This window comes from Pedobacter quisquiliarum (assembly GCF_014642175.1).
In the GTDB taxonomy this organism is placed as follows: domain Bacteria; phylum Bacteroidota; class Bacteroidia; order Sphingobacteriales; family Sphingobacteriaceae; genus Pedobacter; species Pedobacter quisquiliarum.
Window position 1 is genome coordinate 18,608 of sequence record NZ_BMIL01000004.1, and the last position, 12,049, is coordinate 30,656.

At 46.6% G+C, this 12,049-nt stretch carries 10 protein-coding genes; 6 read left to right on the forward strand and 4 right to left on the reverse strand.

Annotated features, from left to right (window positions below; genetic code table 11):
* Positions 1–47 precede the first annotated feature (47 nt).
* The 3 genes from tilS to bshA all read left to right on the forward strand — a co-directional run bounded on the left by tilS (position 48) and on the right by bshA (position 3,161).
* On the forward strand, positions 48–1,382 hold the full coding sequence (gene tilS / locus IEW69_RS06725) for a tRNA lysidine(34) synthetase TilS (protein WP_188626078.1): 1,335 nt from the start codon (positions 48–50) through the stop codon (positions 1,380–1,382).
* On the forward strand, positions 1,379–1,864 hold the full coding sequence (locus IEW69_RS06730; RefSeq protein WP_188626079.1) for a hypothetical protein: 486 nt from the start codon (positions 1,379–1,381) through the stop codon (positions 1,862–1,864). Before tilS ends, IEW69_RS06730 begins: the two co-directional genes overlap by 4 nt.
* A gap of 163 nt (positions 1,865–2,027) precedes the next feature.
* On the forward strand, positions 2,028–3,161 hold the full coding sequence (bshA, locus tag IEW69_RS06735) for an N-acetyl-alpha-D-glucosaminyl L-malate synthase BshA (protein WP_188626080.1): 1,134 nt from the start codon (positions 2,028–2,030) through the stop codon (positions 3,159–3,161).
* A gap of 7 nt (positions 3,162–3,168) precedes the next feature.
* Here the strand turns inward: bshA and IEW69_RS06740 are convergent, their stop codons facing one another.
* Together IEW69_RS06740 and IEW69_RS06745 are read right to left on the reverse strand one after the other, a co-directional pair.
* Positions 3,169–4,284 carry a lactonase family protein gene (locus IEW69_RS06740; RefSeq protein WP_229663542.1) on the reverse strand — a complete coding sequence of 372 codons (1,116 nt, stop codon included), beginning with the start codon at positions 4,282–4,284 and terminating at the stop codon, positions 3,169–3,171.
* A 5-nt stretch (positions 4,285–4,289) separates the two neighbouring features.
* On the reverse strand, positions 4,290–5,714 hold the full coding sequence (locus IEW69_RS06745) for a pseudouridine synthase (RefSeq protein WP_188626081.1): 1,425 nt from the start codon (positions 5,712–5,714) through the stop codon (positions 4,290–4,292).
* Positions 5,715–5,982: 268 nt separating this feature from the next.
* Here IEW69_RS06745 and IEW69_RS06750 point away from each other — a divergent pair, with 268 nt between their 5' ends.
* The 3 genes from IEW69_RS06750 to IEW69_RS06760 all read left to right on the forward strand — a co-directional run bounded on the left by IEW69_RS06750 (position 5,983) and on the right by IEW69_RS06760 (position 10,650).
* Positions 5,983–6,720, forward strand: coding sequence for a lytic transglycosylase domain-containing protein (locus tag IEW69_RS06750; RefSeq protein WP_229663543.1), 738 nt, complete (start codon positions 5,983–5,985; stop codon positions 6,718–6,720).
* 170 nt (positions 6,721–6,890) lie between these two features.
* Positions 6,891–9,734: an excinuclease ABC subunit UvrA gene (gene uvrA, locus IEW69_RS06755; RefSeq protein WP_188626083.1), complete on the forward strand. Its 2,844-nt coding sequence runs from the start codon at positions 6,891–6,893 to the stop codon at positions 9,732–9,734.
* A gap of 1 nt (position 9,735) precedes the next feature.
* A complete protein-coding gene (locus IEW69_RS06760; protein WP_188626084.1) occupies positions 9,736–10,650 on the forward strand; it encodes an NAD(P)H-hydrate dehydratase in 915 nt (304 codons plus the stop codon).
* Here IEW69_RS06760 and IEW69_RS06765 read toward each other — a convergent pair.
* Together IEW69_RS06765 and IEW69_RS06770 are read right to left on the reverse strand one after the other, a co-directional pair.
* Positions 10,643–11,473 (reverse strand): anti-sigma factor, encoded by an 831-nt coding sequence (locus IEW69_RS06765; protein WP_188626085.1) that lies wholly within the window; start codon positions 11,471–11,473, stop codon positions 10,643–10,645. The two genes, IEW69_RS06760 and IEW69_RS06765, sit on opposite strands and share 8 nt — an antisense overlap.
* Complete coding sequence (locus IEW69_RS06770; RefSeq protein ID WP_188626086.1) at positions 11,473–12,024, reverse strand: RNA polymerase sigma factor; 552 nt, start codon at positions 12,022–12,024, stop codon at positions 11,473–11,475. Before IEW69_RS06770 ends, IEW69_RS06765 begins: the two co-directional genes overlap by 1 nt.
* Positions 12,025–12,049 lie beyond the last annotated feature (25 nt).

Below are 12,049 nucleotides of genomic sequence, written 5' to 3' on the forward strand. Positions count from 1 at the left end.
AAAGTTAGTTTTTTTGCTTCCCATTTTTAATTAAATAATTTTACCAGATGTTACCTCTGCAAAGCTTCCGCGCTTTCATTTCCCGCCATCAACTCTTTAAGCCTGGACAAAAAATCTTGCTCGCCGTCAGCGGGGGTAAAGATTCTGTACTCATGGTGCATCTATTTAAACAGGCAGGATTTGATTTTGGTATAGCGCACTGCAACTTTCAGCTTCGCGCGGACGAATCACAGCGTGATGAGGCCTTCGTAAAACTGCTTGCCGCAACCCTGGAAGTGCCTTTCCATGTTACCCATTTTGATACCAAAGCTTACGCCAAAGCACATCGAAGTTCCACACAGATGGCCGCCAGAGACCTGCGGTACCAGTGGTTCGAGCAAATCCGTGAGCAAGAAGGCTATGCAGCCATCGCTTTGGCCCATCACCAGAACGATGCCATTGAGACCATGCTCATCAACCTGACTCGCGGCACCGGGATCTCAGGCCTGCATGGCATCGCACCGAAACGTGGTCAGCTCATCCGCCCGCTACTTTTCCTCAACCGGGAAGACATCGAAGCCTTAATCCAGCGCGAGCAAATCAACTACGTGGAAGACAGCTCCAATGGTACCGATCATTACGCACGAAATAAAATCAGGCTCCATGTGATCCCGCAACTAAAAGCCATCAATCCAAGCCTGGAGCGAACATTCGCCCAAAACATCCAGCGCTTCCAGGAAGCAGAAGCCATCATCCAGCAAACCGTAGCCGACCTGCGCAACCGCATCTTAAAGGAAAGCCCAGCCGGCCAAACGTTGCAGATTGAAGCAATCCGCGCATTGAACCCGCAAAGCCTGCTATGCTATGAGCTTCTGAAGCCCTTCAACTTCACGGAATCGCTCGTGGGGGAAATACTGAATGCGCAGGAGAGGCAAAGCGGAACCTCCTTCTACAGCACTACACACCGGGTTACCATAGACCGCCAACAGCTCATCATTACCCCAATAGCAGCAGCAGCCGCCAACAATAACTGCCTTATCCATCCGGCAGATGCACAGCTGGAGCTCCCGCACCATATCCTAAGCATCCGTTACGAGCAGGGCAATACCTTTTTTAAAGACGGCAAAGCCTATGTAGATTACGACCTGCTGATTTTCCCACTTGTGGTCAGAACCCGCGAGGCAGGCGATGTGTTTGTCCCCCTGGGCATGAAAACCCACAAAAAGCTGAGCAACTTTCTAGTCGATGAAAAGGTGCCACTCCCGGAGAAAGACAAAATTCCATTAATCCTGAATGGCAATGGCGACATCATCTGGGTAGGGGGTATGCGGCAGGACAATAGATACAAAGTGCAGGCTACAACAAAAAAAGTCGCTATATTCGAACTGAAATTAAAGCAATGAGTAACCAGAAGTACGCTTATTTAGAGAAACAATACATCGGTAGAGATTACATCCGGATCTGTATCCGACTACTGCTTGCGGCTTTCTGTTTCGGTGCGTACGTTTACGAGCGCGACCGCGATAATACACAGGATCTCTTCCTGGTAGTCGGTTTCGGCATCATTGGCATCTCTATTCTACTGCTATTCCTGATCCATTACAAGACCATCATCGTCAACAAAAGCATCATTCTGGATGGTCTATGGACCGCCAAGATGGTGAAGATCGACCTGAACAGTATCGTCAGCGTTCGTAAGGATCAGTACAACAACTTCTTCTTTAACAACCCCGTCTACAACCTCCACCGCAAGGGTAGTATCCGCTTCTATTCTTCCGGCGAGGATGCCGTAGTCCTTACCGACCGCGATGGCCTGGAATACTATATCGGCACCCAGCGTCCAAACGAGATGTACCTCGTGATCAAGGACGAAATGAGCAAGTAAGCCGCCAACAAAAAGAAATTGCATTTGTTTAACACTATACTCACTTTAAGTAGTGTTCTTTGCCACGAATAAAAATTTAAATGTTGCGCGCATGTGTATGCTGTTCAGCTAGCTTTTCAACTGCTCATAGTCGCCCCATTGCCTTTTAACGCAAATAGCAAAAATGAAAATAGGTATTGTTTGTTACCCGACTTTCGGTGGAAGCGGTGTTGTTGCCACAGAACTTGGTAAAGCACTCGCTGATGAAGGTCACCAGGTACACTTTATTACATACAGTCAGCCCGCTCGGCTCGACTTCTTCTCTGCCAATCTTTTCTACCATGAAGTTTCCGTAAGGGACTACCCACTGTTCGACTATGCACCTTACGAGTCTGCACTGGCCAGCAAGCTGGTTGATGTGGTGCGCTTCGAAAAGCTGGACCTCCTGCATGTACACTACGCCATCCCGCATGCTTCTGCGGCCTTTATGGCTAAGCAGATCCTGGCAAGTTACGGAATCGATATCCCGGTAGTCACCACACTACACGGTACCGATATCACCCTGGTGGGAAAAGATCCAACCTATAAACCTGTCGTAACGTTCTCCATCAACCAATCTGATGGCATCACCACCGTTTCGCAGGACTTAAAAGAAGATACCCTGAAGCATTTCGACATCAAGAAAGAGATTAAGGTAATCCCGAACTTCATCGATTTTAACCGCTTCAGCTTAAAACCGAAAGATCACTTCAAAAAAGCGATAGCCCCTAATAACGAACGCATCCTCATTCATACATCCAACTTCCGTAAAGTGAAACGGACTTTCGATGTGATCAAGATGTTCCATAAGATTCAGCAAACCATTCCATCAAAGTTACTCATGGTGGGCGATGGACCGGAACGTGCGTATAACGAGCAGCTGTGCCGTGATCTGGACATTACCGACAACGTACGTTTCCTAGGTAAACAAGATGCAGTGGAGGAAATCCTTGCCGTATCTGACCTGTTCCTGATGCCTTCAGAGTCCGAAAGCTTCGGCCTTGCGGCACTTGAAGCGATGGCTTGTGGTGTACCAATCATCACCACCAATGCAGGTGGTTTACCGGAACTGAACGTGAACGGTTTCTGTGGTTATATGAGTAATGTGGGTGATGTGGAAGATATGGCGGCAAATGCCATAAAGATCCTCGAAGATGATGCGGTACTGCAAGGTTTCAAAGAAAACGCTTACAAGCGGGCACACGACTTCGATCTAAAGAAAATCCTGCCAATATACATCAACTACTACACGGATGTAATTCAGAAAACAAAAGGGTAAAATTCAATTATTTAACAGGCGCGAATACCAGGCAAACTGGCGCGCCTAATTCAATCCGCTTACCGGTATCGGTCAATGCACCAGTTTCTTTGTTGATCTTAAAGATCACCACATCATTGGTGTATTGGTGCGCAACCAGCAGGTAATTACCTGTAGGATCGATGGCAAAGTTCCGCGGACCTTTACCTTGAGTCGGAATTTCCGATTTCTTCAGCAGCTTCCCGTTCGCTTGTACGGCAAACCTGGTGATGCTATTTGCATTCGCACGGTTGGTGGTGTACAAGAATTTTCCATCAGGGGTAAGGTGGATATCGGCAGCGCCGTTTTCTCCTTTAAGATCCTTCCCGAAAATAGGTGCGTCCTGTAAAAGGCTTAACTTCCCATCCTTATAGCTATAAACATTCACAATACCGCCCATCTCTGTTAACAGATAAGCGAATTTGCCATCCTTGCTAAAGGTGATGTGTCTTGGACCCGTTCCAGCTTTCACCGAAACACTATCATGCGCAACAAGCACATTGCTGGTCTCATTAGGGTTGTATTTGTAAACATAGATCTTGTCTTTTCCAAGATCATTGGAGATCACATACTCCTTATCGGGGCTGAAACGCACCTGATGTACATGCGGACCTTCCTGTCTGCTCTTGTCGATGCTGCCACCGCTGTGTTGAACAACTTGCTTTGGCCCTGTTACGGCACCAGAACTATCGCGTCCAAAAACAGAGATGCTACCGCCAGAATAGTTTGCCGTAAGCACATTCACATCGTCAGCAATTACAAAGCAAGGATCTGCGCCCTTCGTCGCAAGTTTATTCAAAGGCTCCATGCTGCCTTTAACCGCGTCAAAACTAAAAGCACTTACACTGCTGTTTGCGCCATCCTCACTCACTGCATAAACAAAGGCGTTGTCGTTGCTTACAGTAAGGTAACTTGGATTGACAACATTCTTGGTGATGCTTTTAGCTCTGAATGCCGCGGTTTTAGTATCAAAATCATAAACATAAATCCCTTCGCTCTTACCAGTATTGGTGTATGTGCCAATAATCAGATTGTATTCGTTGCTTTGTGCCATGGTTTGCATACTGCAGAATAAAAAAGGTAAGAGGAAAAGACGCTTCTTCATGTTTATTACTTAATTAAGTGTTTGATCTGGATCAGCTCATGCTCTTCCAGGTATCTCCATCTGCCACGTGGCAAATCTTTCTTGGTCAGGTTGCCATAAACCACACGGTCTAATTTAACAACTTCGTAGCCAAGATGTTCAAATATTCTTCTTACAATTCGGTTTTTTCCGCTGTGAATCTGAATACCCACCTCACGCTTAGATCCGCCGGTTACATAAGATACGTTGTCTGGTTTAATCACGCCATCTTCAAGCTCCAGACCGAACTGAATCTTGTTCATGTCGCCCTGACTTAAACTCTTATCTAACTCCACGTGGTAAATCTTCGTGATGCCATTTCGTGGATGCGAAAGTTTATCGGCAAGATCACCATCATTGGTCATTAAGATAAGGCCAGTCGTGTTACGATCCAAACGCCCAACAGGGTAGATGCGCTCGCGACTTGCCTTTTCAACAAGCTGCATAACGGTTTTACGTTCCTGAGGATCGTCGGTTGTCGTGATATAGTCTTTTGGTTTGTTCAATAAAACGTAAGTTTTCTTTTCACGTTTCAACAATTCACCATTGTATCTGATTTCGTCTTTCGCCGGATCTACTTTATGACCAAGTTCTGAAATGGCCACACCGTTTACAGAAACCACACCTGCAGCAATCAGCTCATCCGCTTTACGACGGGAGCAAATACCGGAGTTGGCGATGTACCGGTTTAAACGGATCAGTCCGTCATCTACCTTTTTAGGAGCATCTTTTCTAACGCGCATAACTGGTGCACGCTCGGAAGAGAAGCTTGGTCTGTATTCTCCAGCATCTGAATCGCGCTTGCGGAAGGGTCTGCTGTCGGTAGATCTTGAAGCACCACCTTTGCGGTCTTCAAATTTTCTTGCCGGCTGATCGCCTTTAGCACCAAACTGGTCTTTTTTGATGTAGCTGCGGGTTTTGCCTTCGCCACCATCTCTGCCTTCCTTGTTCTCGAAAGGTCTTTTTCCTTTATATCCAGTGCCGGTTTCCGGGCGACTAGCACCTGGTCTTCCAGCACCGCTGAATTTATTATCTCTAGTTCCGCTATCTCTTGATGCGTTATCTCTCGAATCTCTGTCTCTAGGATCTCTGTCTCTTGAATCTCTGTCTTCGAATGTGCGTTTGCCTTTGTAGGTACTTCCGGATTCCGGGCGACTGGCACCGCGGTAAGATCCAGTATTTTCCGTACGGCCCGTAGAAGTACGGCCTGCACCGCCAAACTTGTTGGCACCGGCGTCTTTATCTCCGAAGGGTTTCTTACCTTGATATCCGCCTTCTTTTCCTTCTTTGTCGGCAAAAGTCCGTTTGCCTTTGTAGGTACTTTCGGTTCCGGCAGGGCGCCTGTTAAAACCATTCCGGTTACCTGGGGTGGACTTGTCATCCCGACTGTTCCTTTTGTTATTGTTGATCATAAAACTGTGTTAACTGCATAATTAATGCGAGCGCAAATTTAACAAAAAACGCTGATTCTACCGTGCTTATTTTCAGCAGGATTGAGATTATTAAAATCGTGGCTGAGGGGTATTTAAAGGCGGATTTTAACGCTCATTTCTGTAATAGCTTGATAATTAGATAAATATAACGTACATTTGTCGCCGTTCTAAATTGTTAACCAAAAAAAGGAGGAAAATGATAAGGAAACACATAATAACATGTACGGTAATTTTAACATTACTGGTTATGGCAAAAGTGTTAGCTCTCAAACTGCCCCAGACGAAAAAAACAAGTGCTGAAGAAGCGCAAACGATAGTGAAAAATACGGTGGTAACACCTGCAGTTGCCCCGATTGTTGAGGTAAAAGCGCCCGTGAAAGCGAAGGCCAAACTCAACTTTGCAAAGGAAACACTTCCCATGGCGGATGCCCGGGTGAAGCTGAAAATGAAACGTTACCTTGCATCTTATAGTTACCGGAAAACACAAACCAACCGCCTGCATAGAAAAGCAGCAGAATGGTTTCCAGTAATCGAACCCATCTTGAAAGCCCATGGGATTCCCAATGATTTCAAATACATGCCCCTGGTAGAGTCCGGACTGAAAGATGGCACCTCACCAAAAGGCGCATCTGGCTTCTGGCAATTTATGCCGGGTACCGCAAGAAGCTACGGCCTGAAAGTAAATGGCAAAGTGGATGAACGTAAGAATTTACGGAAGTCGACCATCGCTGCTTGCAATTACCTAAACGATCTTTATGACGTGTTTGGCAACTGGACATTGGTTGCTGCAGCTTATAATGTTGGTGACAACCACATGAAAAAGCAGATCAGCCGTCAAAAACAGGATAACTACTACAAAATGAAACTGAACCGCGAAACCGGCAGTTACGTGTATAAACTTATCTCTATGAAGGAGATTGTTAAAAATCCTTCAAAACATGGCTACAGGGAATCCAAAACCTTACTTGCTTTCAACGACAAGTAGTACTAGCATGATCTAAATTGATTAAGCTGCTTCTTATATTCTAGAACGTAAAAAGAAACAGCAGCAATCAATACTTATAAACACCTTACATTTGCCGGATTTATCCGGCTTTTTTGTGGCTGCAAATTTGCTAAACCTAGTTAAAGGCGCTTCAAGCGCTCAATTTGAATATGAGTAAAAACAATGTTGATCTCGGCGAACAAAAAGATGTTGAAGTTTACGGCGCCCGGGTACATAATCTAAAAGATATAGATGTTTCTTTTCCGCGCAATAAGCTGGTGGTAATCACTGGTTTAAGTGGAAGCGGAAAGTCCTCCTTAGCCTTCGATACCATCTATGCCGAAGGTCAGCGACGCTACATGGAAACTTTCACGGCCTACTCCCGCCAGTTTATGGGTGGGATGGAGCGCCCGGATGTGGACAAAGTGTCAGGGCTGAGCCCGGTGATCGCCATCGAGCAGAAAACAACCAGTAAGAATCCACGCTCCACCGTCGGTACCATCACGGAGATTTACGATTTCATGCGCTTGCTGTTCGCCCGTGCTTCAGAAGCTTTCTCCTACAATACCGGAGAACGGATGGAACGCATGACCGACGATCAGATCCTAAATACCATCTTCAATAAATATGCAGACCTTCCTGTAAACATCCTTGCGCCCGTTGTAAAAGGTCGTAAAGGTCACTACCGGGAGCTTTTTGAGCAAATCCGGAAGCAGGGCTATGTAAAGGTGCGTGTAGATGGCGAGATCAAAGACATCAGCCTGAAAATGCAGGTAGACCGCTACAAGATCCATGATATTGAAGTGGTGATCGACCGGCTGATTGTAGATCGCAAGGACCAGAAACGTTTGCAGGATTCTATCGCCACCGCCATGAAAATGGGTAAAGGCGTCATCAAGATCAGTGATAAGGACAATAACGTGTCCCACTTCAGTAAATTCCTGATGTGCCCAACAACGGGTATTTCTTATGATGAGCCACAACCAAACAGCTTCTCGTTCAACTCCCCTTATGGTGCATGCGAGCGTTGCGACGGCTTAGGCTATATCTTCATTGTAGATAAGGAATCGGTTATGCCGAATCCCAAACTCAGCATCATTAACGGCGGATTGGCACCGCTTGGCGAGTACCGCGACATCTGGATGTTCCAGGTGCTTAAAGCACTTGCAAAGAAATACAGCTTTTCGCTATCAACGCCAATAGAGAAGCTGTCTGAAGAATCCATTAACCTAATCCTCAACGGTACACCGGAATTACTTTCCGTGGCTGTGGAATATAACAAGTGGAACGTCCAGAACTATCAGGTGACTTTCGACGGCATCATCAAACTACTCGAAGAGCAGCAAGAAAAGAAGTCGGCCGGCACTACAGATGACCTGGAGGCTTTCCGTAAACTGCATACCTGCCCGGTTTGTAACGGTGCACGCTTAAAGAAAGAAAGTCTGCATTTCAAAGTAGACGGTAAAAACATCTTCGAACTCGCAGAGATGGACATCATCAGCCTGCGTAACTGGTACGAAGATCTGGAAAGCCGGTTAACGGATCGCCAGAATACCATCGCACGGGAGATCTTAAAAGAAATCCGCGCCAGACTGGGTTTCCTGAGTGATGTTGGTCTTAACTACCTTTCTTTAGATCGTACTGCAAGAACCCTTTCCGGAGGGGAGGCGCAGCGAATCCGTTTGGCAACACAGATTGGTTCGCAGTTGATGAACGTGATGTACATCCTGGATGAGCCAAGTATAGGCTTGCACCAGCGAGATAACGAACGACTGATCAATGCACTGAAAAACCTGCGCGATCTGGGCAATACCGTGCTTGTGGTGGAACATGATAAAGACATGATCCTGGAAGCCGATCACGTGATCGACGTGGGCCCTGCTGCGGGTATGCATGGCGGAAGGATCGTTGCCGAAGGCACACCTGCTGATATATTGAAATCTGACACCCTTACTGCAGCTTATCTGAATGGCCGCAAGGGCATTGAGATACCAAAAAAACGCCGCAAAGGCAATGGACACAAGCTGTCCATCATCAAGGCCAGCGGACACAACCTTAAGGATGTATCGGTAGATTTCCCACTGGGTAAACTGATTGCCGTTACCGGTGTGTCCGGAAGTGGTAAATCCAGCTTGATCACGGAAACGCTGTATCCAATCCTGAACCATCACTTTTTCAGGGCAAAGAAACATCCGCTGCCGTACGAGAAGATCAACGGCTTAAAAGATATCGACAAGGTCATTGAGATTGATCAGGCGCCCATTGGACGTACACCTCGTTCCAATCCATCTACTTATACCGGTGTGTTTTCAGACATCCGTAACTTATATGTACAATTACCGGAAGCGAAGATCCGCGGTTATAAACCAGGACGTTTCTCTTTCAATGTTAAAGGCGGCCGCTGTGAGACCTGTCAGGGTGCTGGTATGAAGGTCATTGAGATGAACTTCCTGCCCGATGTTTCCGTTCCTTGTGAAGAATGTGGTGGCAGAAGGTACAACCGGGAAACCCTGGAAGTGCGTTACCGCGGTAAGTCCATCAGCGATGTACTCGACATGAGCATCGAAGATGCCTGTGATTTCTTCGAGAACATGCCTGCAATCTATCGTAAGATCAAAACGCTGAAAGATGTTGGCCTAGGCTACATCACCCTTGGCCAATCTTCAACCACCTTATCCGGTGGAGAGGCACAACGTGTGAAACTTGCAACGGAACTTTCCAAAAAAGATACCGGCAGTACTTTCTATATTCTGGATGAGCCGACCACTGGATTACACTTCGAAGATATCAACGTATTGTTAGGTGTTTTACAGGAGTTGGTGGATAAAGGCAATACGGTATTGGTGATTGAGCATAACCTGGATGTAGTTAAAGTGGCCGACTGGGTCATTGATCTAGGTGAAGAAGGTGGTGCAGGGGGTGGTCGCATCCTTTTCGAAGGCACACCAGAAGGACTGATCCAGAATCCGATAAGCTTAACCGGTAAATTCCTAAAGAAAGAAATGGAGGCATAACATGAGCCATAAGATCCTGAGCAACTATCTACCAGACAATTCCGCACCAGCTGCGATTATCGTAGGCGAAGGGCTGACAAGTACAGCCGTTTACAAGTTGATTACTGCTCAGGATGTAAAGCGCCTGCTGCGGCCACGAAAGTCTTTCAGTCATAAAGGTACTTACGGCCATGCGCTCATCATTGCAGGGCAGGAGCAAACCATGGGCGCGGCACTGCTTTGTGCTACTGGCTGCCTCTACGGGGGCGCAGGGTTGACAACCGCATCTATCCCGGCATTGGGACTTACCGCTTTAAACACGGCTTTGCCGGAAGTGATGTACCTAAGCAGGGAAGCGTTAGAAGACAGAACAAACCTCGAGAAATTCAATAGCATTGCCATAGGGCCGGGATTGGGAAGAGATGAACCCGTTGCGGGATTACTACAAGCCGCATTTTCCAGAAACAAACCAGTGGTTATCGATGCGGATGCCATCAATCTGCTGGCTAAAGAACCGGAGTACCTGGGCAGCATCCCCGAAGGTTCAGTGCTAACGCCGCACATGAAAGAATTTGACGGACTTTTTGGGGAGCACCACACCTGGTTTCACCGCATCCAAACGGCCAGGGAGATGGCCAAAAAATACCAGATTGTCATCGTACTTAAAAATCAGTACACCTTTATAATAGATCAGCGCTCCAGCGTGTACATCAATCAGACCGGCAACTCGGCGATGGCGCAGGGTGGCATGGGCGATGTGCTCACTGGTTTGGTGGCAGCATTGATTGCGCAGGGTTATACGCCTTCAGATGCGGCAGTTCTTGCTTGTAACGTCCATGGAAGCTCAGGGGATGCCCTGGCAGCCAACAGATATGTCGTTACGGCCTCGCAAGTTGCGAAACACATCCCAGAAATTTTAAAAGCTTTACTTAAATAGATACCCCGGCAAAGACCACCATCTGATCCATGGTTGGGTTTACGCTACCACCACGTTTTTCAAGCGTTACGGCAAAGGCTTCTGCTTTCGGAATTTCTTTCATCCGGAGTAGGATCTGTGCAGAATCTGTTTTTACATCGAATACACCAAGATCCACAGGCTTACCGCCAACCAATGCCCAAAGTTGGTATTGATGCGCTTGATCATTTTCCGGCAGTTTCATCCTGGATTTATCCAGCACCACATCCTGACTCTTACGGTTCCAGTACACCATCATTTTTGACGCAGGAGAAGTTTTTGTTCCGGCAAGCTGAACAATTGCCCAGTTTGGATCATCAATCATGTCTGCCACAGTCTGTAGCTCGATATTGGTTTGCTTCAGCACATTCATGCCTTTGGCATAACGGTCTGTCTCCGTACGCAGGGCGATGATTTGTTGCTGTGCCTTGCCGAGTTCAACATGCGCATTAATCAGCGCGATGCCACTTACAACAAGCAGTCCAACGCAGGCAGCGAGCGCATACATCAGTGATTTATTGGAACGCTGTTCAACCTTAACAGGTGGTGGTGGTTGAATGCTGAATGAAGTTTGCTGAACAGGATTTAGTTTAGCTTCAAGTGTATTGAAGAGGTCCTCACGAGGCTCAACAGCATTTTCGATCGCATACGCTTCCAGGGCAATCTCAATTGCCTCCAGCTCACGTTTAATCTCGGGAGCAGACGCAGCCATGCGCTCCACCTCTAACATTTCAGGCGCAGACAGTTGCCCTAGAACGTAAAGTTCGAGAATTCCGGATTCGATATATGCTTTATGCTCTTCCACTAATTAAACTGCTTTCTTAATTCTACTATTGCCGTTCTAATCCTGGTTTTCACCGTACCTAAGGGGAGGTTTAAAGCCTCCGCAGCTTCGGCATGGGTAAAACCATTGTAATATACCATTTCCAACACCTTGGAAAGTTCAGGTTTAAGGCCTGTTACCAAATCGCGCAGTCCCAAAAGTTCAATGTTAATAATTTGTTTTTTTTGATTGTCAATAACAGCTACGTTATTTTCAATGTCCTGGTTTTTTCCGGAATTCTTGAAGTCCTTCGAACGAAGTTTGTCGATGGCAAGATTTCTTGCAATATTCATCATCCAGGTAAACAGGCGCCCTTTTGTAGCATCATACTTTTCAGCAGCATGCCAGATCTTCAGAAAAGTTTCTTGTAACAGGTCTTCCGCCAACTCCGTGTGCTGGGTAATTCTTAAAATCACACCGAGCAATGCAGCGCCATACATGTCGTACAAGGCACGCATAACGGTGATGTCCTGGTTCTTCAAGGCTTGAACCAGTTCTTCTTCTGAAAGCTTTAATTTCTTTGGAGTTGTCAAAATTGCTTGGAATACTGATCAACAA

Bases quoted from the DNA above. Each gene is read 5' to 3' on its own strand.
- tilS (WP_188626078.1), top strand. From the start codon at position 48: ATGTTACCTCTGCAAAGCTTCCGCGCTTTCATTTCCCGCCATCAACTC.
- IEW69_RS06730 (WP_188626079.1), top strand. From the start codon at position 1,379: ATGAGTAACCAGAAGTACGCTTATTTAGAGAAACAATACATCGGTAGA.
- bshA (WP_188626080.1), top strand. From the start codon at position 2,028: ATGAAAATAGGTATTGTTTGTTACCCGACTTTCGGTGGAAGCGGTGTT.
- IEW69_RS06740 (WP_229663542.1), bottom strand. From the start codon at position 4,284: ATGAAGAAGCGTCTTTTCCTCTTACCTTTTTTATTCTGCAGTATGCAA.
- IEW69_RS06745 (WP_188626081.1), bottom strand. From the start codon at position 5,714: ATGATCAACAATAACAAAAGGAACAGTCGGGATGACAAGTCCACCCCA.
- IEW69_RS06750 (WP_229663543.1), top strand. From the start codon at position 5,983: ATGGCAAAAGTGTTAGCTCTCAAACTGCCCCAGACGAAAAAAACAAGT.
- uvrA (WP_188626083.1), top strand. From the start codon at position 6,891: ATGAGTAAAAACAATGTTGATCTCGGCGAACAAAAAGATGTTGAAGTT.
- IEW69_RS06760 (WP_188626084.1), top strand. From the start codon at position 9,736: ATGAGCCATAAGATCCTGAGCAACTATCTACCAGACAATTCCGCACCA.